The organism is Nostoc sp. FACHB-152, from assembly GCF_014697475.1.
Lineage (GTDB): Bacteria > Cyanobacteriota > Cyanobacteriia > Cyanobacteriales > Nostocaceae > Nostoc_B.
In genome coordinates this window covers 102,987-127,626 of the sequence record NZ_JACJRV010000007.1, presented here as the reverse complement: position 1 = coordinate 127,626, position 24,640 = coordinate 102,987, and the positions used below count along the sequence as shown (strand labels likewise).

21 protein-coding genes are annotated in these 24,640 nt (G+C 40.0%); 12 read left to right on the top strand and 9 right to left on the bottom strand.

Annotation, left to right across the window (positions count from 1 at the left end; translation table 11 throughout):
- Nucleotides 1–436: 436 nt before the first annotated feature.
- From H6G76_RS09025 to H6G76_RS09010, 4 genes are all read left to right on the top strand, one after another.
- Nucleotides 437–1,108 (top strand): DUF1361 domain-containing protein, encoded by a 672-nt coding sequence (locus tag H6G76_RS09025; protein WP_190698639.1) that lies wholly within the window; start codon nt 437–439, stop codon nt 1,106–1,108.
- A gap of 212 nt (nt 1,109–1,320) precedes the next feature.
- Complete coding sequence (locus H6G76_RS09020; protein ID WP_190698637.1) at nt 1,321–1,503, top strand: hypothetical protein; 183 nt, start codon at nt 1,321–1,323, stop codon at nt 1,501–1,503.
- A gap of 183 nt (nt 1,504–1,686) precedes the next feature.
- A complete protein-coding gene (locus tag H6G76_RS09015) occupies nt 1,687–2,862 on the top strand; it encodes a hypothetical protein (RefSeq protein WP_190698634.1) in 1,176 nt (391 codons plus the stop codon).
- A 48-nt stretch (nt 2,863–2,910) separates the two neighbouring features.
- The gene (locus H6G76_RS09010; RefSeq protein ID WP_190698632.1) at nt 2,911–3,753 is read left to right on the top strand and encodes a hypothetical protein; all 843 of its coding nucleotides are present in this window, start codon (nt 2,911–2,913) and stop codon (nt 3,751–3,753) included.
- 166 nt (nt 3,754–3,919) lie between these two features.
- Here the strand turns inward: H6G76_RS09010 and H6G76_RS09005 are convergent, their stop codons facing one another.
- Complete coding sequence (locus H6G76_RS09005; protein WP_190698630.1) at nt 3,920–6,253, bottom strand: putative PEP-binding protein; 2,334 nt, start codon at nt 6,251–6,253, stop codon at nt 3,920–3,922.
- A 672-nt stretch (nt 6,254–6,925) separates the two neighbouring features.
- Here H6G76_RS09005 and H6G76_RS09000 point away from each other — a divergent pair.
- Nucleotides 6,926–7,384, top strand: a complete 459-nt coding sequence (locus H6G76_RS09000) for an MgtC/SapB family protein (RefSeq protein ID WP_190698628.1) — start codon at nt 6,926–6,928, stop codon at nt 7,382–7,384.
- Nucleotides 7,385–7,598: 214 nt separating this feature from the next.
- On the opposite strand, the gene H6G76_RS08995 is transcribed toward H6G76_RS09000, so the two are convergent.
- Entirely contained in the window at nt 7,599–8,015 is a 417-nt protein-coding gene (locus H6G76_RS08995; protein WP_190698626.1) for a hypothetical protein, read from the bottom strand.
- A 50-nt stretch (nt 8,016–8,065) separates the two neighbouring features.
- Here H6G76_RS08995 and H6G76_RS08990 point away from each other — a divergent pair, with 50 nt between their 5' ends.
- Nucleotides 8,066–8,233, top strand: coding sequence for a hypothetical protein (locus H6G76_RS08990; RefSeq protein ID WP_190698624.1), 168 nt, complete (start codon nt 8,066–8,068; stop codon nt 8,231–8,233).
- A gap of 7 nt (nt 8,234–8,240) precedes the next feature.
- Here H6G76_RS08990 and recF read toward each other — a convergent pair whose 3' ends face one another.
- Together recF and H6G76_RS08980 are read right to left on the bottom strand one after the other, a co-directional pair.
- The gene (gene recF / locus H6G76_RS08985) at nt 8,241–9,407 is read right to left on the bottom strand and encodes a DNA replication/repair protein RecF (protein ID WP_190698865.1); all 1,167 of its coding nucleotides are present in this window, start codon (nt 9,405–9,407) and stop codon (nt 8,241–8,243) included.
- A gap of 146 nt (nt 9,408–9,553) precedes the next feature.
- Entirely contained in the window at nt 9,554–12,415 is a 2,862-nt protein-coding gene (locus tag H6G76_RS08980; RefSeq protein WP_190698622.1) for a cation-translocating P-type ATPase, read from the bottom strand.
- Between the two features lie 323 nt (nt 12,416–12,738).
- Between H6G76_RS08980 and H6G76_RS08975 the strand changes: the two genes are divergently transcribed.
- On the top strand, nt 12,739–14,370 hold the full coding sequence (locus tag H6G76_RS08975) for a transglutaminase domain-containing protein (RefSeq protein ID WP_190698620.1): 1,632 nt from the start codon (nt 12,739–12,741) through the stop codon (nt 14,368–14,370).
- A gap of 555 nt (nt 14,371–14,925) precedes the next feature.
- Nucleotides 14,926–16,296 carry a hypothetical protein gene (locus H6G76_RS08970; RefSeq protein ID WP_190698618.1) on the top strand — a complete coding sequence of 457 codons (1,371 nt, stop codon included), beginning with the start codon at nt 14,926–14,928 and terminating at the stop codon, nt 16,294–16,296.
- A 53-nt stretch (nt 16,297–16,349) separates the two neighbouring features.
- On the opposite strand, the gene H6G76_RS08965 is transcribed toward H6G76_RS08970, so the two are convergent.
- Complete coding sequence (locus H6G76_RS08965) at nt 16,350–17,189, bottom strand: PD-(D/E)XK nuclease family protein (protein WP_190698608.1); 840 nt, start codon at nt 17,187–17,189, stop codon at nt 16,350–16,352.
- A gap of 150 nt (nt 17,190–17,339) precedes the next feature.
- Here H6G76_RS08965 and H6G76_RS08960 point away from each other — a divergent pair, with 150 nt between their 5' ends.
- Both H6G76_RS08960 and H6G76_RS08955 read left to right on the top strand, forming a co-directional pair.
- The gene (locus H6G76_RS08960; RefSeq protein WP_190698605.1) at nt 17,340–18,767 is read left to right on the top strand and encodes a phosphoglucomutase/phosphomannomutase family protein; all 1,428 of its coding nucleotides are present in this window, start codon (nt 17,340–17,342) and stop codon (nt 18,765–18,767) included.
- Nucleotides 18,768–18,838: 71 nt separating this feature from the next.
- Nucleotides 18,839–19,114 (top strand): LapA family protein, encoded by a 276-nt coding sequence (locus tag H6G76_RS08955; protein ID WP_190698603.1) that lies wholly within the window; start codon nt 18,839–18,841, stop codon nt 19,112–19,114.
- Between the two features lie 23 nt (nt 19,115–19,137).
- Here the strand turns inward: H6G76_RS08955 and H6G76_RS08950 are convergent, their stop codons facing one another.
- Complete coding sequence (locus tag H6G76_RS08950; protein ID WP_199337303.1) at nt 19,138–19,392, bottom strand: CopG family ribbon-helix-helix protein; 255 nt, start codon at nt 19,390–19,392, stop codon at nt 19,138–19,140.
- On the opposite strand from H6G76_RS08950, the gene H6G76_RS08945 reads away from it, so the two are divergent.
- Nucleotides 19,375–19,596: a hypothetical protein gene (locus H6G76_RS08945; RefSeq protein WP_190698600.1), complete on the top strand. Its 222-nt coding sequence runs from the start codon at nt 19,375–19,377 to the stop codon at nt 19,594–19,596. The two genes, H6G76_RS08950 and H6G76_RS08945, sit on opposite strands and share 18 nt — an antisense overlap.
- 451 nt (nt 19,597–20,047) lie before the next feature.
- Nucleotides 20,048–20,479 carry a hypothetical protein gene (locus H6G76_RS08940; RefSeq protein ID WP_190698598.1) on the top strand — a complete coding sequence of 144 codons (432 nt, stop codon included), beginning with the start codon at nt 20,048–20,050 and terminating at the stop codon, nt 20,477–20,479.
- Nucleotides 20,480–20,920: 441 nt separating this feature from the next.
- Here H6G76_RS08940 and H6G76_RS08935 read toward each other — a convergent pair whose 3' ends face one another.
- The 3 genes from H6G76_RS08935 to ndhD1 all read right to left on the bottom strand — a co-directional run bounded on the left by H6G76_RS08935 (nt 20,921) and on the right by ndhD1 (nt 24,624).
- Entirely contained in the window at nt 20,921–21,625 is a 705-nt protein-coding gene (locus tag H6G76_RS08935) for a hypothetical protein (protein WP_190698596.1), read from the bottom strand.
- Nucleotides 21,626–21,979: 354 nt separating this feature from the next.
- On the bottom strand, nt 21,980–22,702 hold the full coding sequence (locus H6G76_RS08930; protein ID WP_190698593.1) for a Uma2 family endonuclease: 723 nt from the start codon (nt 22,700–22,702) through the stop codon (nt 21,980–21,982).
- 344 nt (nt 22,703–23,046) lie between these two features.
- Nucleotides 23,047–24,624, bottom strand: coding sequence for a photosynthetic/respiratory NAD(P)H-quinone oxidoreductase subunit D1 (gene ndhD1 / locus H6G76_RS08925; RefSeq protein WP_190698590.1), 1,578 nt, complete (start codon nt 24,622–24,624; stop codon nt 23,047–23,049).
- Between the last annotated feature and the right edge of the window lie 16 nt (nt 24,625–24,640).

Here is a 24,640-nt window from a genome sequence, read left to right as displayed (position 1 = left end):
TATTTCCGCCGTGGTGTACTAGCCTTTTATCTGTATTACATTTTCAACTATTCAGGAATACCTCAAAAGGTAGTTGTATCTAAATCAAGACGAAAAAAAGTACGACCTCCTAGAATCAAATTATACTGGAAGTTGAGTAGCAGTTTGCTGCCCAAACTTCCAGTATTTCTGTAGGATTTATACTTGATAAATTTCTAGTTATACTAGTACGAAAAATATCAAGTCTGAAGTATGAAATGAAAGAACCTGTATAATCAGTTTGAGGCGATTTATAATAGATACTTTATTTATCTGCCTAGCGTTAGAGTTTTAAACCTCAACAGAGAATATACTAAAAATCTCACAGTTATAAATTTCCCAACTTATCAGTCAAATCACTGAAATTAAAACAATAGAACTCAACTACATCAATCACACATCTTGCCAGTGAATCTTTATGAAAGAAGAATTGATTGAATTAATAGCTAGAGTTTTACAGGTTTTACGCATCAACATGGATTGGATGACGTGGAACCTGTTTCTAGCTTTTATACCTTTGGCTTTAAGTGTTTGGCTGTTTCGCATTAAACGTGGTCGCTCTTGGGTTTGGTGGCTAGGTTTTATCGTATTCTATGCTTTTTTACCAAATGCACCATATTTATTAACTGATGTCATTCATCTCATAGATGATATCCGCACAATCCAATCAGTATGGATGATTACTTTAGTACTGATACCCGTCTATTTGCTGGTAATTATCGCTGGGTTTGAAGCTTATGTTATATCGTTAATAAATTTAGGTTACTACTTACACCGCATTGGCAAAAGTCAATGGATTTTTCGAGTTGAATTAATGACCCATATCCTATGTGCTATTGGGATTTATTGGGGCAGGTTTTTGCGGTTTAACAGTTGGGATTTTATTACTCAACCTGATGCCTTATTAACTAAAGGTGTAGAAGAACTTCTTGGTAAACAGCCATTAGTAATTATTACAGCTACTTTTGTGATTCTCCTTGGTTTGCACTGGCTTATGAAACGCGTAAGTTTAGGTTTTGTGCATCCATCTCAATGTAGAATCCCTGGAAATTTACCTTCAGGTAATACTGACACGCCCAATGCCGGATAAATGCAAAATATTACTCAGAGTGTAAATATATATTTGAATTAATACGCCTTAACTAGGCGTATTTTTTATCTTCAATCGCTATTCATCACCAGGTGAAGGGTTAAACGGCAATACGGTTCGGTTGAAGGGTAAAGGCGAAGAGGGAAAGGGGAAGAAAAAACCCAGTAACCCCTTCGGGGTGACGCTCGCAAGCTCGCTAACGCCAGTCGCTCATGGGGGAAACCACGCCACGTGCTTCTCCTAATCGGAGACGCTACGCGAACAAGCCGGGAAACCCGTCCAACGCAGTGGCTCCCCTACGTACCCGTCGCTGGCTCACCTTTTCCCCAAAACAATTCTTAGTTCAAAATGCTTATCCGTACCGTATTGGGTTAAACGGTATTAGGGCATTCTGAAAGCGAAAATCCTAAAAATAATCAATAATAATACGTCTACCTCCTGCCATACCTATTTATCCATCTAAAGAATGGTAAAGCGGTAGTTTTTTTTACCAAAAGAAAGATGAATTTTCTGGCTCCTAGTTCTGAAATAAATCTAAATGATGCAAATTGCATGACTTTAGATAGGAGTTTTATAATATGACCCTATTATCTATTGATGAACTCAGAAATTTAACTGAACATACTGATAAACCCTGTGTTTCTCTGTATATGCCGATGCAAAAGGCAGGGCCAGAGATTCGGCAAAATCCCATTCGGTTTAAAAATTTAATCCGCGAAGCTCAAGCACGCTTAGAAGCGATGGAAATGAGCGAAGCAGAAGCCAGTGAGTTTCTTGGCCCAGCGATGGAACTTGATAAAGCTGAGTTTTGGGAACATCAAGACCACGGTTTAGCTATTTTTATTGCTCCTGAAGTATTTCATTATTATCAACTACCAATGGAGTTTCAAGAATTGGTAGTTATGAGCGATCGCTTCCACATTAAGCCATTACTACATTTAATGAATAATGATGGCAAATTCTACGTTTTGGCTTTAAGCCAACAAGATTTGAAATTTTTTGAAGGTACACGCTCTGGACTGAATGAGGTAGAGCTAGAAAATCTGCCTAAGAGCCTAGATGAAGCTCTTTTATATGACGAAACTGCTAAAGATGGGCAATTTCGCATTGCCAGCCAAAAAGGCAGCAATACTAGTCCTTTTTCGCGCTCACAGCCAGGTGCATTTCACGGACAGGGAAGCCCAGACCGAGATCAACACCAAGAAGCTATTCTGCAATTCTTCCACATAGTCAACTCTGAACTTCATGAAAAACTCCGTGAAGAAACAGCACCACTAATTTTGGCTGGTGTAGATTATTTGCATCCCATTTACCGCGAAGCCAATACTTATAGCCATTTATTAGAACAAGGCATCACCCGCAGACCAGAACTTTTTCAAGCTGACGAATTACACGCGGACGCTTGGGAAATTGTCGAGCCTCTATTCCATGAGACAGAACAGCAAGCAATGGAACTCTATCAACAACTGGCTGGGGAAGGTACTGGGACAGCTTCTAGTGATCTCAAGGAAATTGCTTCTGCGGCTTACTACCAAAGAGTTGATACTTTGTTTGTACCTGTAGGGCAACAAATCTGGGGCAAGTTTGACCCAGAGGCGATGAATGTAGATATCCACGTAGAACCAGAGCCAGATGATGAAGATATGTTAGATTTTGCCGCAATTCACACTATTCTCAATGGTGGTAAGGTTTACGCAGTAGAACCAGAAAAAATACCAAACCAAGCACAGGTGGCCGCAATTTTTCGATATTGATGATTTCTGTAGTGTTGTATACAGTTGAACAAGCTATATACAACACTTATGCTGAATAATCTACGTGCTTTGCTGAGTCAATCTTTTATCGGTTTAGCTGTTTTTAGCCAAATGGCTGTACTTGCCCAGCCAAGTAGTGCAGAGACTATTGCTGGGCAATCAGGCAATGTTCGTGCAGAGATATCTTATGACAAGCCTGAGGAATATCAATATAAAAATGTACGTTTGCAAATTAGCCGAGCCGGTAAAACGATTTTAGATAAAAAACTGCCTCAAGAAAGTGAATATGATCGGCCTGTTGGAGATTTCAACGAGCAAGAAAATAAGTTACCAGTGGTAGATTTGGACGGTGACAAAGAACCAGAAATAGTTGCCGATTTCTTTACAGGCGGCGCACACTGCTGTACTTATTCTTTGATTTATCGCTATGACAAAAAATCCCAAAAGTACGCTCAAATTCGTCATGAGTGGGGGAATGGTGGTTATCGATTCAATGATGTAGACAAAGACGGATTACTAGAATTTGAGAGTCGAGACGATCGCTTTGCCTATGCTTTTACAGCATATGCTGCTTCGGCTTATCCTCTGCAAATTTGGCAATATCGCCAAGGCAAGATGGTAAATGTGACTCGCCGTTATCCCAAGTTAATTTATAGCCATGCCGCAGATTTATGGAAAACTTACACCGAGATTCGCCAGCAAGGTGATGATGGTAAAGGATTTTTAGCTGCGTACATAGCAGATAAGTATTTACTCGGTCAAGGAGAGGATGGTTGGAAACGAGTAAGACAAGCTTATACAAAAAGCGATGCCTCCGGCGGGCTGCGCCAACGCAACCAATATTTTGCTGATGTACGCAAGTTTCTCCGCGAAACTGGCTATATCAAGTAATAGCAATTTGTAATTCGTAATTCGTAATTCGTAATTCGTAATTAAGAAAGTTGAGTTCCAGATATCATAATGGTGCGTTGCGCTAAATTTTCTGTTTTTTTAGGTTGAGCTACTTAACTAAATAATTACTAATTTATAATTATAATTACGAATTACGAATTAGTAATTACGAATTAATTTTTCGGCGCGCTGCTGCTAATAGTAGACGCTGTTCGGCACGAGCGATCGCTTGGTGTGTTCGCTCTACTGCTTCTGGTTCTACAGAAATGGAAGTAATGCCCCATTCCACTAGTTGATCGATAATTTCAGGATACAGTGCTGGTGCTTGACCGCAGATTGAACAGGGTATGCCAGCTTTGTTTGCCATCTGAATTAGTTGCGCGATCGCACCCATAACTGCCGGATGGCGTTCATCAAATATTTTTGTTAGCTGTCCTTGTTCTCGATCTACTCCTAACAACAGTTGTGTGAGGTCATTCGTGCCAATCGAAATGCCAGCTACACCTGCTTTGACATACTCTGGTAATAAAAATAATACACTCGGTACTTCTGCCATGATCCACAATTGAAACTGTGAAACCTGAGTTAACCCTGCTTGCTCAACTTTGTGCCTACAAAAGGTAAACTCAGAGACATTCCGCACAAATGGTAATAACAGCCGCAAATTACTGTATCCAGCTTTCTGCACAGTTGCTAAAGCTGCCAATTCCAACTCAAAAACTGCGGGATTGTTGACATAACTAAATGTGCCGCGATCGCCCAAAATCGAATGTGTCGTAGATGCTGAAGTATGACTCAGCGAGGGAAACTCGTGAAATCTCCAATCTAGGGAACGGTAAAAAACTAGGCGGGGAGTAAAAGCCCGAACAAATTGCATAATTTGCTGTGACCATAACTCCAACAAATCAGCCCGACGACCCTCTAGAACCCAGGTACTAGGATGTCGCCCTTCTAAGATATTTAACAACATTAATTCTGAGCGTAACAATCCCACACCATCAACAGGTAAGTTTTGCGATCGCTCTATTAAACTAGGTTGACTCAGGTTAACCAGTAGTTGAGTAGCAATCATGGGTAGAGTAGCCTGATTAACAGGGTGATATGAGGAGAAGGCGGGGATAGTGGAATTTACTACCTGATTCTCGCCATTGCTGGTTTTGCTTTCTCTCAGACGATAAACTTCTCCTCTGTCACCATCCACAAGCAATTTTTCTCCAGTTTGAATTAAAGTTGTAGCATCTTTTGCACTGACGACAGCAGGAATACTTAATTCTCTGGCAAGAATTGCAGCATGGCTCGTCAATCCACCTTGCGCGGTCACAATTGCCACTACTTGATGCATCAAAGATAACCAATCAGGTGCGATCGCAGGGACGACAAGCACAACTCCTTGAGGAATATTTTCGGGTTTTTCTAGAGAATTAATTACATAAGCCGTAGCTGTGACCCGTCCTGTGGCTGCGCCTAGACCTTTGATTAAATGTAAATTAGGAATTGCTAATGGCGGAGTGCTGACTTCTGTGATTTGAAGATGGGAAACTGGCTCTGCATCAGAGATCGTCCATTTAACAGTAAAAGTTTTGCCCAGTTCACTTACCAATTGATTCCCCAACGCAATCAGTCGTTGCAGGTCTTGCTCTGTTAAAGCGTATTGTTTTTGTTGGTCTTCTGTAACTAAGTGAGCTACTAGGGTGGTGTCCTCATATGTCAGTACTGACTGGAGTATAGATGGATCTGATTTCTCAGTTCCATCATCTAGACGATAAGCCAGCAACTTATTACCTAAATGTCGCTCTAAGACAATACCTGTTTCTTGTTGGATATAGTACATATCTGGCAGAACTTCACCTCTGGTCAGTGCCATTCCTAATCCCCAAGTTGCTTCAATTGTCCACCCAGAGGAATCAACATTGAGTGAACCACTGGCGATCGCATTTTGGATTGGTTGCACTAACACAGCCAAATTAATTTGTTGTAGGTCAATTCCTAATCGTTGCCAATAAAGTAAACTTTTAGCGCGAAATAGCTGGCTCCAGGTGCGCTTTAACGCTAAGGCGATCGCATCTTCATCGCAACCACAAAAAATCGACTCCATTAACCCAGGTGTACTTCGTACCCATTGCCCAGCATTTGATACTGAAACAGATGGTCGCAAAATTAAATATTTGCTTTGCCATTCTCTAGCTGCTGTGACAACTTTACTCACCCAATGTGGCGGTACAGTCGCAGCCATAATTTCTTGACGTAAGCGACCCGCCACTAGTTGAAGTTGTCGCCAATTAGTTACATCAAGGTGCAACGAAGAATCAGGCAAATCCGCAGCTAAAGACTCTGAACTGTTAATAGTTTCTAGAAACTGTCGCAAAACTTCTGCTGAAATTACAAAACCTGGTACAACAGAGTAGCCACGCTGCACAATTCTGCTTAAGTAAAATGCTTTGTCACCTATTTTGGCGCGGTCTTGCAGTTTAATTTGGTCGAGCCAGTAGACTTTTTCCACTCACTTTATTTTTTATCAGTTGTCAATTTGCCAATCCAGGCTATTCTTTTAGTTCAATGCTCAGAGGGAATTTACTAAGATTATCTGCCGAGCGAAGTTCTTTCTATTTACGATTATTGATGCTCACCTAGTTATCATTAATTCTTACTTACACTAGGTTTAACAGTAATTTCACCCCTTAATAAATTGAGATTTTTTGTGCAATTATCCTAGAAAATCCTAAATATATATACAGCGTTTAAGTATTGCGTTTATGGCTAAATTTATAAGTTTGAGTTAAAATGTTACTTATTAAACACTTATAACATTCAAATAACTAGTCTATAAATTTTACTTCTGTGCCATTAGTATAGATTATTAATATTGCCATAAAATTTCAGTTTAATTCCAGCTATTCTAGTAGAAATAGCGGATTCGTAAATGCTATAGATCTGAACAAATTGCACTATAGCAGTCCTAAATCATTCGTGAAATTATTTTTCTTCTCTTTATTCTCCTTCTTCTTGCCCTATCCTTCTCCTAACGGAGACCCTGCGCGAACGGGAAGCCGAGTAAAGTGCGTCTATGCGTCCTTTGCGGTTCGTTAAAAAGAATATTTTTTACAACTCAGATAGGATTGCACTAGTACAACTTATTTCTAAAATAGAGTATCACTATTTTCTCAAAACGTCATTGTTAAATCCTTACTACCTTGCGCCAAATGATTTCCTAAACATCATCTTTAGGCTATGCCTAGCTTTGTTGCTAGGAGGGGTTGTTGGTATAGAACGCCAAATTAGACATAAGCCAGCAGGTTTAAGAACTCATATGCTGGTAAGTTTTGGTTCTGCCTTGTTTACACTCATCCCTTTGCAAGCAGGTATGCAAGAAACCAACGCTGATGCTCTCAGTCGTGTAATTCAAGGTATTGCAGCAGGCGTGGGATTTCTTGGTGCTGGAGAAATTGTCCGCGAATCTTCCCAACAATCACAACGTGCTGAAATTCACGGGCTGACATCAGCAGCAGCTATTTGGGCTTCAGCTGCTTTAGGAATTACTGCCGGGTGTGGTTTATGGCAATTAGGATTAATAGCTGCTATCTTAATTTTTTTAGTGTTATATCTTTTTAAGAGACTAGAGGTTAGAGGCTAGCGGCTAGGAAAGGAAGTTTTTCAGATTTATTTGTGAGTTTTTCTCCAAAGTAGCTGATCTGAACAAGTGCTGACTAATAAACAATACCCCAGGTATTGAGAACATCGGTAAATGATAAAACTTAGAGACAAAAAAGCTTTTAACTGAGTCATCTTTCATCTGTTACTTATCCTCTAGTAAAAGCCGAAAATTTTACTCTCTTCTTCTCTAAACTCTAGTCTCTTTTAAACAATGCTAATGCTTTAGCAAAAACCTTGTCTTCTGCTCTAGTTTCTAAAATAGATTTTACCAAATTAATAAATTCTCCATCTATTTGGTTATCATTTTCTATAGTTTTACTAGCTGCATAGAAACTAACATCATCACATAATTCATTAGTATTGCCTGTTTGCAATTCTGGTTTTTGGATATCCCAAGAAACCGATTTCCCACGCAAAGTAAATTGGAACCAAACTATTTCTTCACGAGCAAATTCAAAAAACACATCAAAATAAGGTTCTTCTCCTTGGAACCAAATTTTGGTATACCCTTCTTTACGGCTTTGTTTTAATAGCTTTTGCTCAATTGGTCGTAATGATGCACCTAGTGATGCAATTTCATGTTGAGCTAATATGTGATTTGTTTTTTGCATAAATGAATTGTCATTTGTCATTCTTCATTTGTGATTTATCATCGGTTATTTTGACCGAAAACGGCGTGTGGGGTGTAGGGAAAACTCAGTTACGCACCCCATCAGAAGCCCCCGACTTTAGTCGTGGAGAGACAGAAATATTTGTTTCCAGTGGCGGAGCAACAAAGAAACAAGATTCAGGCACGGGGTGTCCCCATACCCTACACCCTTGTTTATGACCATTGACTATTGACCATTGACTATTTGCCCTGCTTTCACATACAGGATTTGTGAAGAATTTAACCACTGGGAATCAAAAGAACTCAAGTGAGTAGTAGTGATTAGGGTTTGAAAACGGTCTTGAATAGTGTCGAGCAATTGATTTTGGCGGGATGGGTCTAATTCGGCTAGGACATCATCAAGCAATAGCAGTGGAGGCTCTTTAACGACTTCTTCAATTAGCTGTAATTCTGCGAGTTTGAGGGCTAAGACTAAGGTTCGTTGCTGACCTTGAGAACCATATTGCCGAGCCGGTGTTTGATTGATAGTCAATTCTACTTCGTCTCGATGAGGGCCGACAAGGGTAGTACCTCGGTACAGTTCGGCTACGGCACGTTGCTGAATTTTAGTTAAGAAAGCTTGCTGGATTTCTTCTGGTTGGGTTTGTAATAAAGGAACGTTTGGTGAATATTTAATTTCTAAGATTTCTGTGCTGCCACTAATACTGGCGTGCCAAGCAGCTGCTAGAGGAGCTAATCTTTGAATAGCCCGATCGCGTCTTCTAATTACTCTAGTGCCTGTGGTGGCTAACTGTGCATTCCACAAAGCGAGTTCTGAAGCACCAGCCGCCTGGACGGGCTTACTGGCTTGAGGGGATTGATTTTCTGAAATACTATGTGCTGAGTCTTGGTGTTTTTTTAAAAAGGCGTTGCGCTGGCGTAATACCTGGTTATACTGCTGCAAAATGTGGGCATAAACAGGTTCAAGTTGAATTAACAGAGTATCTAACCAATTGCGCCGACCTTCGGGGCCACCGCGCACGAGTTCTAAATCCAAACTAGAAAATTGTACGGCGTTAAGAACACCCAAAAAATCCATTTGCCGGCGTATTGTCTCGCCATTAATTGCAACGCTGCGGCGACCATTACTGCGGAGGGTTAATGTTAAATCAGTAAGGGCAATTTCTCGTTCTAGGGTGGCATTAATTTGGGCAAAGGTTTCTCCATCTTGAACTAAATCTCGATCGCGTGTCACCCGATGCGATCGCAATGTCGCCAATAACTCTACCGCCTCCAACAAATTCGACTTACCCTGAGCGTTATTGCCTACCAAAATTGTTTTGGCAGCATCAAACTCAACTTTTTGCTCATGGTAATTCCGAAATTGTCTCAGGTGTAAAGTTTTGAGATACATAAATTTGGTCAAGGGTCAAGGGTCAATAGTCAATAGTAAGCCAGTGTTTTGGGTAGGTTTCCCAACCTAAAACAACTGGCGAAACCTAGGTTAGTTGAGAAAAAATTATCTCCTATTCCCTACTCCCAATTCCCTATTCCCATGTTTTACACAGTCCTCTTACCCATTAAACGGAAGAAGATTTTTTCAGCTTCAATCCAGACAAACATTAAGGCACTAAAACCAAAACAAATCGCCAACTCTGTAGGCGGTAGCCAGTGAGTGCCAAAGAAATCGCGCAGGGGTGGAACATAAACAAGCATCAGTTGCAAAATCGTCGTCACCACAACTGCACCTAGTACATAGGGATTAGAAAAGGGATTCATTTCAATGGTGAGTTGATTGTTGGAACGAATTGCGATCGCATGACCCATTTGGGCAATACACAAGGCTGTGAACACCATTGTTTTCCAACGATCCTGGCTCAGTTCTGGCCCTGTGACTGCATGAGAATGGCGATATGCCCAAGCCATAAGAATAATCGAAATAACCGCAAACACAATCCCAATCCGAATCATGTAAGAACCCAAACCCCTAGCAAAAATGCTTTCGCGGGGACTGAATGGTGGACGTTTCATCACATCTGGTTCTGGTGGTTCCACTGCCAAGGCTAAGGCTGGTAAACCATCTGTCACCAAGTTCATCCACAGAATTTGTAATGGTGTGAGAGGAACGCCACCCAAACCTAAGATAGGTGCGGCGGCAATCGTTAAAACTTCACCGATGTTACTACCCAAGATGTATTTAATAAAACGGCGGATGTTGGTGTAAACAACTCTACCTTCTTTAGTAGCGGCAACGATTGTCGCAAAGTTATCATCTAGCAACACCATATCACTGGCTTCTTTACTCACATCAGTACCAGTGATGCCCATCGCAATACCGATGTCTGCTTGTTTTAAGGCTGGGGCATCATTAACACCATCGCCTGTCATGGCAACAAATCTACCCCGGCGTTGCAATGCTTGCACAATCCGTAGTTTGTGTTCTGGGGAAACTCTGGCATAGATACTTACTAAGTCAACTTGTTGCTCTAGTTCTTGGTCGCTCATGCGTTGCAATTCTTGACCAGTCAGGACTCTGTCGCCTTCTTGAGCAATTCCCAAATCGGTAGCAATGGCGCGTGCTGTTAACTGGTGGTCGCCTGTAATCATGATTGGGCGAATACCTGCTTGGCGACATTCTGCCACTGCGTCCCTCACTTCTGGGCGTGGTGCATCTAGCATTCCCACCAATCCCAGCCAAACCAAATTTTTCTCAGATTCTTCATCTGAGCCTTCTGGCGGTACTGCTGACAGGGCTTTGTAAGAGAAACCTAGCACCCGCAAGCCTTTACTTGCCATTTGGTCGTTTGCTGCTAGGATTTGACTGCGTTGTTCTTCAGTCAGAGGTGCTGTGTTTGTACCTAAACGAATTTGTGTGCAACGCGCCAAAATTAACTCTGGTGAACCTTTGGTAAACATCAGGTAAGATTCAGAGTTGACAAAACCTGCGATCGCTGGATCAATCCCTGTTAATGATGGTTCCCCTGTGGCTACTTCTTCTACCTGAGTAATCACGCTCATGCGTTTGCGTTCTGAGGAGAAGGGAAATTCACTCACACGCGGTAACTTACTGTTCCACTGGTCTTTTTCAATGCCAGCTTTTCCGGCTAATGTCACCAATGCACCTTCGGTGGGGTCGCCTAAAATTGCCCATTCGCCTTTTTCTTTTTGCAATACTGAGTCATTACAAACGGCGCAGGCAACTAACAACGCTGGGATTTCAGCATAATCTTCAACGGGAATTTTTTGACTATCTAATTGAAAATCACCAACAGGAGCATAACCTTCTCCTGTGATTTTAAAAGTTTTGTTGTTGGTAAATATAGATTGCACCACCATTTTGTTCTGTGTCAGTGTGCCTGTTTTATCAGAACAAATCGTAGTGACTGAACCTAATGTTTCTACTGCTGGCAATTTACGAATCAAGGCATTGCGACGTACCATGCGCTGGGTTCCTAATGCCAAGGTAACGGTAATAACGGCGGGTAAACCTTCGGGAACTACCGCCACCGCCATACTCAAAGAAACTTCTAATAAATCCTTGAGGGGGCTAAAACCTCCGGCTTGGATGACACCGCCAACAACAACGATCGCCACCAAAACCAAGGAACCTGTTACCAAGACATTGCCTAGTTGGGTCATTCGTTGTTGTAGCGGTGTCGGTTCACTCTCCACCGACTGCAACATCTCAGCAATTTTACCTAGTTCTGTTGTCATGCCAGTGTTTGTCACCAGAACCTTGCCGCGCCCTTGGACAACTTCTGTACCTTGATAGACTAAATTCAGGCGATCGCCTAAAGATGTGTCTTCTGGTAGTTGTAAATTTGCTTGTTTATTAACAGCTTCCGCTTCACCTGTCAGTGCTGACTCTCGTACTTGTAAATTGGACTGTTCGATTAAGCGTCCATCTGCGGCTATCTGCACCCCTGCTTCCAGGAGCATGATATCTCCTGGAACGATTTCTTTAGCTGTTACATCCAACAGTTTGCGATCGCGGATGACTCGCACTAAGGGAGAAGCCATCTGTTTGAGTGCAGCTAAAGCTTTTTCCGCCCGGCTTTCTTGCACATAACCAAGGATGCCATTGAGAATCACAATTGCCAAAATCGCAATTGTATCTTTAAATGGCACTTCTCCTGGCTTTAATTCACCAGCTTGCCAAGCGGTAAAATCCAAAAAACCGGAAATAAAAGCCACTGCAATCAGCATCAACAACATAATGTTTTTGAACTGATCTAGCAGTATCTCCCAAGCACTACGGCCACCGTGTTCTTCTAATTCATTGGTGCCGTATTTTTGCAACCGTTGTTCAACTTCTTGGGGTGTTAAGCCACTGTCTGCCTTACTATCAAGCAGGCCTAGAGCTTTATCAACTTCCAAAGTGTGCCAATTTGCGGCACTGTCAGGCAGAGAATTAGCAGACATTGTATAGGTTACAGAAAAAGGTTACAAAATTCGATCATAATCTTAGTGATGGCAGGAAAACCATCAACTAAAGTTATATTAGGGCTATTGCCAACTTGTACAAGTTTAAATGTGTTTTTAATTATTTGCTAATTTTTATTTAGTTGGCATTCTCTGTATTTTTATGTAAATCATAGTATTTCTAATAACAAATTTGAAAAATTTCGAGCTAGGAGAATTCGCAGTTACGTCTAGAGGTCATAGCAAAATTAATGCAATGCGTGCTAAACCGTTGAATATGTATGAATATAAGTTTTGCACTCCCTAGTTAGACTGCTAGCCAGATGTTTGGGCAAAGGACAATTCGACCGCTTACGGCTGCCACTCTATGTGGCATTGCTTTCATTGACGATACACTCATTGCAATTGACAGTATCAAAGGGCATCTACTAGAGATTGATCCTGAATCTGACAACAGCAAAATTATCAATCCGCATCAGATTAAAGAATTTACTGATGTCACTGGTTTAGCAGTTTGGGAAGATACCCTCTGGGTGACTCGTGGCAATAGTGTTTATGTATCTAAGATTGGTTCGTTAGGACTAGAACATTTTGCTACCTTGCCCTATACCGCTAATGGTGTGGCTGTTTGGGAATCAACTGTTTATGTTAGCTGTCAAAAGCTAGGTTACATTTTGATTTTTGACCGCAATACGCGTAAAGAGATTACCAAATTTTATGCGCCTGGGGTCGGTGTAGAAAATTTGACGGTGACACAAGAAACTTTGTGGATTTGCGATCGCACTGAACAAACAGTTTACTCGATGGATCGGGCAACAGGGGAATTGAATTTCAGTGTCCTGACACCGTTTGATTCGCCGACAGGTATTGCAGTACATAAAGATGCTGATGGCAAAGAAACTTTATATGTTGCCTATGCTTCGGAAGAACCTTACATTCGAGATAATCCGAATGCTGACCCGAATCATGAGTTAACTTACCGCGATCGCACTTTTATTCACCCATTGTATTATCATTACAACCCTGAGAAACGCTGCGCCCTTTCTAATGGCTATCTCATAGAAATGTCCTATGCTGAGGAAATTTCGCCTTTAGAAGAGGTGTATTTACAAGATGTAGAATGGCGCATTGCCCTACCCTCAGAAACAGAACGCCAAAAACTCAAACACGTAGAACCTATTGGTGTCCCCTTTACTGAAGAAGTCATTGATGGGCAACGCGTGGCAGTGTTTAAATTTGATACCCTAACTCCTGGTGAACGCCAGATATTTGGCTGGAAAGCATTGTTAGAAGTCCGAGGGATTAAATATCGTCTGACACCAAAAGATGTAGAAAATCTGCCCCAACTACCAGCAGAGTTTCAAAGTCGCTACTTGGTAGATGACGATGATTTAGCAATGGATACTCCCATTGTCCGTCGTGCTGCCGATGATGCGATCGGTTCCGAAAGCAACTTACTACGGAAAATGTATAGTATCCGTAACTACGTCTACGATGAACTATCCTATGGCATTAAACCCTACATTGACACCCCAGATATCGTTTTAGAACGCGGAGTTGGTTCCTGTGGTGAATATGTGGGCGTTTTACTGGCTTTATGCCGTTTGAATGGCATCCCCTGTCGCACAGTCGGCAGATATAAATGTCCACCCTATAGCGAACACCAAGGAGTGCCATTACAGCCAGATTTTAATCACGTTTGGTTAGAATTTTACATCCCAAATTTCGGTTGGTTGCCAATGGAATCGAACCCTGATGATATTGGAAATTATGGCCCTTATCCCACGCGCTTTTTTATGGGCTTGTGTTGGTATCACATTGAAATTGGTAAAGGCATCTCTTTTGAGACTTTAACTAGTCAAGGTAATAGACTGACAAAAGAAGATATTGCCATAGGTGATTTAGCAATTAACCATATTCGGTTTACGATTCTTAAAGAATTACCGCCTTTTTAATTTTCACCTCGTTAGTTGGGTCATCTACTCTAAATTTTGCTCACAGAGGAAAATGACCCACTAATAAGCTATTAAACACCTAATTTGCAGTTTAGATCGCAGGAGAGCAGAGGAGCAATTATTTCGTGAAATGGTATTAACATACTAATTTTTTAAATATTATCTTGAATCAGGCTATTGGGTATAAATAAACTTAGAGTAAACTTGACGCATCACTGAGGCTGTTACTGAAAACTACTGTTTATTTTGCTGCCTTACAGGAAATTTATCACTTTCATTCGTATTAATATGGATACCTTGACTCTAAGGTGACTACACAGAAAAACCCGTAGACACCCTCAAGACAGCTTCGTCTAATTAAGATAATCTTCCTGTATATAGTTAGCGCAGCGTTTTCTCAAGCCATCATAAGTATTTATATACATTTTCCTGAAACTTACTAGGCACATCAGTAAATAGAGAGATTAGATTCCTAAAGTTTTAAAGACCGCAATCTTAATTTCTTAAAATTCAGCAACCCAATTTTAAAGGGGTAATTATAAAGTGACTAATTGGATGAAATCTAAATCTCAAAAAAGTCCTAAACAGCTAATAACTGCTACTAATACACTAGTTACTAGCAAAACAACTTACGAGCCTTCATACTTAAGAAAAACTTCTCAACAAGCTACTGCTGAAGAAGAACAAATATATAAACACTTGCTCCATTTAGTGCAAATTAAATCTACTCATGAGATGATTGAGCGATGTCGAGCTTTATTTATTGAAGGTGCAGATTATCCTGAACCAGAAATATTATTAATTTTAGATAAAATCACAGCAGCTAAAAATGCTAAACATGAGTTTATGTTTTTTCTTAATCGCTGCTGTCATATTTTAATTAATCGTTGGCATATGCAACCACAACTGCATCATGCGATTCCAACATTAATCCAATTATTTGAATCATCACCTACGAGGTCAAGAGCTACGAGTTTTCGTTATCGTAATATTAGATTTTTACGTGAATTAGTACAGATATTTATCACCAGTGAACAATACTTGATGTTACGCCGATTTGGGCAGGTGTTGACAAAAAATTCAGAGGTAAATAGTAGCTATGACAATCAGTCTTTAATCATACTAATTCGGCGTTATCCTTATTTATACGAAAATTGTTTAACTAGTGATGATTCCACATTTGAACACCAGTGGCGTGTTAAGCAAATGCAAGCACAGGTGCAAAGACAATTTGAAGTTGATTTATCTAAATATGTAACTTATCAAGTACGCCGCTCTCAAATATTAAAAAAAGTATCGGTAGATGAAGCAGACCGAATTTTGCGGCCTGTGAATAATCCTACATTATTAAGCGATCGCCAACTCCATGACACCCTCAAACATTTTATGGGTAAACTCGAAGGTAACTGCACATACCAAGAGTTAGCACAAAAATTTTTAAATTCTAGTCAGCAGGCTGCTTGTTTTCGTGATTTTAAACAAGATTTATCTAAATATCTCATGTCTGCTGTCGCTGGAGGTTCAGGAAAACGTCAATTTCAACAAAAATTACATACACAATTACAAAATATACTCCCACAAGCTGATGAGCAAAAACTAGATGAATTTTTAATCCTGAGAACTTGTAGTCAGTTATTAAATTTTTTAATAGTTGAAAGTCACTGCTCGATTCAGCATTTTAATTTAATAGACCTGATTAGTAACCAAGGCACTACAATTACCACAGGATTATTACTAAAAATATTACTAATTTGTCCTAAAGTTAAACCATCTCTCGAAAAGCGTTTAGCAACTTTATTTTATCACTATGAATCGGCTCCTACCAACAGTAATAATTGGCTAGTTCAGGTTTTAGAACAGGTTAACATTGCTATAACTATTTATTTTGGCAATATTGATATCTCTTATTTTAAAGAGATTTGCTAATACTAATTTTGGATTAATATGTGCTTACATAAAAAATAAATTTACTGCTGCCTTTACACTGGTAATACTGGGTGAGGAGAAGTAGTCAAGTTAGCAAATTCACAAATAGAATTAAATGGACAAAATCGACAGTGATAGCCAGGGTTTGGTGGAAAAATTTTACTAAAATCACTATTCCGTTGATGATATTTTTGCAAATCATCTTGATGTTTGTGAGCAATATTGGCTAACTCATATTTTAAATTTTCAAATTCGTGATTCGTAATTTTAATTAAATCAGATTTTTTACCTAGTTCTAAATTATAAAATGATGCTACTGCTTGTCGGCCAGGATAAAGATAACGAGCAGCCAGCAAATAAACTAAAGCTTGCCTCTGGTCAAATGCAGATTTCCCAGTTTTGAAATCTAAAATATGTAAAGTGCGATCGCCATCAATAAAAATGCAGTCCATAGCCGCATATAAGCGAAAAACAGCATCGCCTTGACCAATTAAAATCGGTTTAGGAAAGCCTTCATCACCAGGGGTTAATTGCAGAATGTTTTTTCCCCTTAATAAAGGTGCATTTTGATATCTTTTCAAAATTTGAATAACACGCTGTTGCACTTGATAGCTGGTATTACTTAGTTTTAATAACTGTGCAACTTTTTCTACCCCATCAGATTTGTTTAACAAATGTCTATTATGATGAAACTCATAAACGCCTTTTTGGGCGAGTATACCAATCCGTTGGGGTGGCGTAGCTTGGTTTAATAGCTCTTTTACTTTTGGCTCATGTTGACGCGCTTTGATAAACCCACGACGCATCTGACAATGCCAGCGTTCTTGCCCTGTCGCTGGGGCAATTAAAGACCAAAGGTGGTAACTGACAAATGGGCTGTCGGGGGTTGACATCGCTAACAAGCAGTGAGAAAAAATACAGTGGAGAGAAAGTTGAGCATTAATTTTTACTGCTCATAATTTCTTTTGATAGTTGCAGCTACGCACGCTTTGCGGCAAGCTTCCTAATAGAGTACTGAAGATGGACGGGAGAACGTGGCAACAATGAGCGCGAGTAGCAATTCCAGCAAAATAAAATTTGGGACTGATGGTTGGCGAGGAATTATAGCCGATGACTTTACTTTCCCCAATGTGCGGAAAGTAACTAGAGCGATCGCAAGTTACCTCGAAACAGCCTACTCTAAAGACAGACCAGTTCTAATTGCTTACGATACGCGGTTTTTAGCTGATGAGTTTGCCCGTACAGCTGCTCAAGTCTTAGCAGACTTGGGTTGGACGGTCAAAATTACCGATCGGGATTGCCCCACACCAGTAATTGCCTACAACGCCCGTCACTTAAATTCGGCGGGGGCGTTGATGTTTACAGCTAGCCATAACCCTGCACCATATTGTGGAATTAAATATATCCCTGATTATGCCGGGCCTGCCACTCCAGAAATCACTGATACTATTGTGGCAAATATTGAAACTGCCTCGGATGATCTGCCTAGTAACAACCCTAGCGGGTCAATTTCTATTTTTGATCCTAAACCCGCTTATTTGCAATTTATCTACACATTGCTCGATGTAGAACGCATTAAAAGCGCCCATTTAAAAGTTAAATATGATGCGTTATATTCCACATCTCGCGGTTATTTAGATGAAGTTTTGCAACACAGTGGTACTCAATTAGAAAGCTTCCACACTTGGCGGGATGTGCTATTTGGTGGGGGAATGCCAGAACCCAAAGGCGAACAACTAGAAGAGTTAGTTGAAGCTGTGCGTCGCGACCAAGCTGATTTAGGTTTGGCGACAGATGGTGATAGCGATCGCTTTGGTATCGTAGATGAGCAAGGCAACGTCCTCACGCCTAACACAGTGCTTTTAGTCTTAGCAAGGCATTTAATCAAAAATAAAGGCAAAAGCGGTGCAATCGTCCGCACTGTAGCCACAACTCACCTACTGGATAATCTGGCAGCTAAATATGGTCTAACAATTTATGAAACAGCAGTAGGTTTTAAATACATCGGTGAAAAAATGCGGGAAACTACCGTCCTGATTGGCGGTGAAGAATCAGGCGGTTTAAGTGTAATTGGACATATTCCCGAAAAAGATGGCATTTTAGCCGATATGTTAGTAGCAGAAGCGATCGCTTACGAAGGCAAACCCCTAAGTCAACTTGTCAAAGAAGCGATCGCCGAAGCTGATGGCCCCTTGTATAACAAACGTCTTGATTTACACTTAACTGACGCTCACAAAAACGCTGTCATCGACTCCTATACTAAAAACCCACCCTCAGAAGTGGCTGGTATAAAGGTTAAAGAAGCCGGACGGAAAGATGGTATTAAGCTTTACTTAGAAGAAGGTAGCTGGGTACTGTTGCGTCCTTCTGGTACAGAACCACTGGTACGCGTTTATATGGAAACCAACACCCCCGAAAAACTCTCCCAAATCGCTCAAGAAATGGAGAGCGAAATTGCTAAGTTAGGATAAGAGTTTAAACCGCAGATGAACGTAAATCAATATGCGCGTTCATCTGCATTAATCAGTGGTAGCGTTTTCTGATGAAGACTATTGGTAATTTGTTAATATCTGTGATTGTGGCTGTTTGGATAGTAGCGATCGCAATTATCTCAGTCCAAAATGCCACACCAGTATCGTTAAGATTTTTGAGTTTTCAATCAATTCAAATACCAGTAGGTTTAGTGCTAGCTTTTAGTGCAGCGATTGGAGTAATTGGTATAGCTGTGCTGCAACCTCTTTGGGGATTGGCTGATTCTGGGAAAAATAATCGGTTTGAAGATGATGCCGAGTTTTTCGTTGATGATGAGGATTTTTGAGGGATAAATTAACCGCAGATAAATTAGTTGGCTTTGATGTGCTTTACAAAAATCGCTTTTACTTCCTCATCATTAGCAAAATCTTCTGCGTCAGCTTCAGCAATTCCTGATTGAGTTTCTTCGATTTGCCACTGATATGTCTCTAGATAAGCATCTATTGCTGCATTTGTTATGTAATTGCGATCGCGATTTATCCCGGCGGCAATTGCATCAAGTCGCTCATCTAAATTGTGTTTAAAATAGGTGCAGGAGATTTGATTATGTCTAATACTGCCCAAGAAATCTACAGTCAAGTTGTTCTTAACTTGCCGCCAACTGAAAGGCTACGTTTAACCAACCTAATTTTAAATGAGCTAATTCAGCAAAATATATCGATTATTGATGAAAGTGATACTTGGAATGAAGAAGATAAGCTAGATTTAGTAGCCTTCTCCTTACAAAATACCGCTTCTTTCTTTGATGATAGTGAGGAGATAGTTTAGTGACATTTAATCCTGATGATATAGTTACAGTTGATTTTTCAGGTGTCACTAGTATTAAGCTTATAATATCACACAGCAACAGGCTGGAGAGTTCTGCTTATGTGCTTCTACGCTTCATCTGCAATAGCAAATAATTTATAAAAGTTCTCTTCGCATTCATCTTTGCTTCAAAACTGGTGCTTTACTAACAAGTATAGAAAAGATTATTTACTTTAACTTTATAGACTTGAAGCTTTACTAAAGTTTTTGTAACTAATAAATTATCACTTTATAAAAAGTTGTTTTTACATAAAAGTTAATTAATTTTGTGTTGAGATAGTCAGTTCTATCAAGAACATGGCTGAGGGTATGCTATTCTCCAAGTAATAGAAACTTCCTCGAAACAACAAAGAGTGTGCTTACCTCTTGTTTTTTTAGATTTCTGCACAAAACATATAATTATTAACTACTCATGATTTATCGTCTGGCATTAACTTCAAGCTTGATACTAGCAAACGCAATTACTTTTTCTCAAGCAGCAATAGCTGAAAGTGTTGATGTTTCGTTTAGTGCAGTTGTGCCAGATCATGCCTCTATTAGCACTGCCATATTTGAAAGCTCTACTGCACAAATATCTAGTAGCTTCAACAATAGTAAGAGCAATTTAAATACAGTAATTCCTGCTCAAATCGTAATTGAAAGTAGTACCAATACAAACATAAATATTACCCAATCTCAGCTAATAGAAGAATCTAATCTTGTTGTTGATAGTCATACTAGCGATACCAGTACAACTTTACATCCAGGAAGCAACAGCTTAGAGTTAGAGAAATTAGTAGAAAAAACTCCAGCCTCAGGAACCTATACCACTAAATCTATTACTATAACTCTCAGTCCTCAATAGCCGAAATCGCTCACATTTGCAACCTAAATTGATAAGATTTCGCTTAGACGAATTCTAATTGCACGAAATAACGCAAGAACAACACCGTATTGAATAGGCGTTTGAGCGATATAAATCAGCCTTTGAACTTATGGATAATTTGCTTTAATGAAAAGTAATTTGAGCCATAACATTTCATCCTAATAGATATGCGATCGCTCTCAGAGTTGGTTTTGGATGAAAATTTGCTGATGATACAGCACTTCCTGCTGTTATGGGGTACAGTTAGTAAGAATAAAAATATTATCTTTTTATGAAAGCAATGGTTGATAAAGTCATCTCAGTTGCACTCAACTTAATGAATCCTCAACATTTAAAAAACTGGTTTACTAATTGCTGTTATTGTACCTCATAACACCGGGAAGTGCTGTAGCAGATAAGTAAAAATTTGCTTTGTTAATTTTAATAGTTTTGGCTAAGTTGTAACTTGAGATAATCAATAAAATCTAGAAGTTCTTTTTCAGAAAGATGGTGACGCGATCGCTTGCCATATTTCTGCCTTAAATATTCTCTTCCCTGCTGTGGAGTCCACTTTAATTGTGCTAAATATGTGTCACTTTGAGCAATAAAAGCAGCACGAATTTCTGATGCAATTGTATTAGTTTGCATTTCTACTGGCTGTGAATTTACAGTTTTAGTACCATTAATTTTCAAGCTCACTTTTTGTCCTAATGCTTGCCAGTCTATTTCCTTATGCCCATCCCAGCTAACACCAACAGAACGGTAAGTTACGGGATGATAAATAGTACAAAATACAATTTTTTTCTCTCCCGGACTAACAGCGATAGTTAGAGGCTCAAGCAATTGTACATAACTCAAGGTATCAAGCGAAAGTAACAAACTTTTTGAGAAGTAAGAGTCACTACCTGAGCGAATAATATATGGCTTATCTGCCAAAATATGTAAATCTGTTTTTTTAGCTTCCCCTTGGGAAGTTTCCACTATTTTATTAACTTCTATGTCTGTAATAATTCCAGTGAATGCTCTGTCATAAATTGGTATTTGTTTTCCATCATCTGAGAGCATATACCAACAGTGATCATTCTCTTTACTAACAAAGATATACTGAGGCTTTGGAATAGAGCCGAACCCTAATTTAACATCCATATTGTGTGAGAATATTTATGTAAATAAATTGATGTGGCAACAATAATTACAGATTGAGTCGCCGACAACTAGTGTATTTACATATATAATTCCCTAGCAGGTAAGTTAATTAACAACTTTACATAAAAATATTGCAAGCGGCTCTCCTCAACAACTCTGCTTGGGAGAGTCGCTTGTAGTTTACGTGAGATTTAATCACAGCCCAATGAAAAGATAATCTAGCTTATTTCCGGAAAGGAGTATGCAAACTAGCTTTTTTTTAAGTATAGTACAGCAGTTTTCATGCCAATGAGGCACATTCCTCTAGCCCCTATCTACTTGTACTTAACCGAAAAACGCTGTAAATGAGCCACTTCAAATTAAACTTTCAGGTTCTACACCTAAAGCTTTTAACTGTTCTGCAAGTAGTTGCATTTTTTGTTCTGTTTGTATACGTAGCTGTCGCTCAAAATTTAAATGTTCTTGCATTTCCTGAACACGTTCTTCTGGCGTAAGCAACCTTTGTCCTGGCTCGTTATACCAGTACAACCATTCTCTCGCAATACCTTGATAAATTCCCCGTTCTCGTCCAATTCCTAAACCAATTTCTGGTAACCAAATAGGATTACCTGACATCAAGGAATATTCTCCATCTACTAATTGATACACCTCAAGAGGTGGCTTTTTTCTTCGCAGAGGTTTGTAAATAACGTAGTACAAAACTCCTAATTCTTTAGCGTAAAATTCTTTTTTAGTACTGTACTCCCCATGACTAATTTGAGAAACCACCTCTAGTGCTAATACTGGTGGCTGCTTTTCTTCCCACATGACATAACTGAGGCGTAAATCGCCATCAATAAATCGCTTAACTCCTACGCTTAGAAAACCATCAGGAGCGATCGCAGGTTTTTTAGGATCGTAATAGATACCCATTTTAACCCCAAAAAACCAATCCCAACGCTCTGACCATGTAAAAGCCAGTGTCGCTTTCAGCAAGCTGGGAATTAAATCTTGTAGTTCATTATCCACAGGTATATCCTCTGAGTCTGGTAGCTCTTCGGAAGATGGCAAACAGTGTAACGGGTTGTAGTTTAACATGAGTGGTGTTGGTAGATGCAAAGTCTAGAAATATCTTAGAAAATAAAGTAATTTTGATGTGTGTAGATATTACTAAGTTTTAATATCTAAATTAATACTCTGATTTTAGATAAAATCTAGATAACAATTAAATTTAGTTTAGAGAATTTTGTCAATTGTCATATAGTCAATTTAGTATATAAATTGTTTATCAAGATCAAGAATTTTTTAGCTGTAGGACAAGATAAGAGTATTATGACAATTTAATGTGGGAATTAGGTTGGGCGATCGCTTCAAATTCCAACAAAAAAGGCGAGTATAAAACCCGCCCTGCAAAAATCTGAATTGTATTTATCAATTGCTGACTAATTACCAATTGTTGGCGCATTCAATGAAAGCTGTGGTGCTTCTTCTTTTTTCTGTGCCAGGGTTGGTACAGAATCGCGCAATCTTGCTGTCATCTGTACGGTTGTAGCGTCGTAAATTTGAGTCAGCAATTTGGGATAGAAACCAATACCAATAATTGGCACTAGCAAACAAGCAATGATAAAGACTTCGCGGGGTTCAGCATCGATCAGTTTCTGGTGAGAAACTAACTCTTCATTTTCTTTACCGTAGAAGATTTCCCGCAACATTGATAGCAAATAAATTGGCGTTAAAATTACACCAACTGCCATCAAAAATACTACGATGACTTTAAAGGTAGAGCTATAAGCATCGCTAGTGGCAAAGCCAACAAATATCATCAATTCTGCTACGAAACCACTCATTCCTGGCAATGCTAAAGAAGCCATTGAACAAGTTGTAAACATAGCGAAAATTTTCTGCATTCGCTTACCAACACCACCCATTTCATCCAACATCAGGGTGTGTGTGCGATCGTAAGTTGCACCGACAAGGAAGAACAAACTCGCCCCAATTAAGCCGTGCGACACCATTTGTAAAACTGCGCCACTCAAGCCCAAATCAGTGAAGGAGGCGATACCGATGGTCACAAAGCCCATGTGCGAAATTGAGGAGTAGGCAATTTTTCGCTTGAGGTTGCGCTGGGCAAAGGATGTCAAGGCGGCGTAGATGATGTTAACTACCCCTAAAATTACCAGCACAGGTGCAAAATAAGCATGGGCATCTGGCAACATTTGGGCATTCATCCGAATCAAGGCATAACCGCCCATTTTCAAGAGAATACCTGCCAGTAACATATGCACGGGTGCTGTCGCTTCACCGTGGGCATCAGGTAGCCAGGTATGTAAGGGAATGATGGGTAATTTGACGGCGTAGGCAATCAAAAAGCCGCCATAGAGTAACAGTTGGAAATTGAGGGCGTAATCTTTGAGAGCAAGCGAGTGCATATCAAAGGTGACTGTATCGCCATAAAAGGCCATCGTCAACGCGCCAACCAAAATAAACAGCGAACCGCCTGCGGTGTACAAAATAAACTTTGTCGCTGCGTATTGCCGCTTTTTACCGCCCCAAATCGCCAGCAGTAGGTAAACCGGAATCAATTCCAGTTCCCACACTAAGAAAAACAGCAGCATATCCTGCACAGCGAAGACGGCAATCTGACCGCCATACATCGCCAGCAGCAAAAAGTAAAATAGCCTGGGTTTGAGGGTTACAGGCCACGCTGCCAAAGTCGCCAGGGTGGTAATAAACCCAGTCAAAATAATTAGGGGCATAGATAAACCATCCGCCCCTACTGACCACTTCAAATCTAGTTGTGGAACCCAAGCATAACTTTCAAACAGCTGCAAATCTGGATTGGAGAAGTCATACCCGGTATAAAAGGCATAGACAATCAGTGCAAAGTCTATCAACCCCACAATCAGGGAATACCAGCGCACTGTTTTACCGTCTTTATCCGGGATGATCGGAATCAGAAGTGCTGCCGCAATCGGCAAGAGGATAATCGTTGTCAGCCACGGAAAATTAGCTGTATTCATCACAATTTATCTGAAA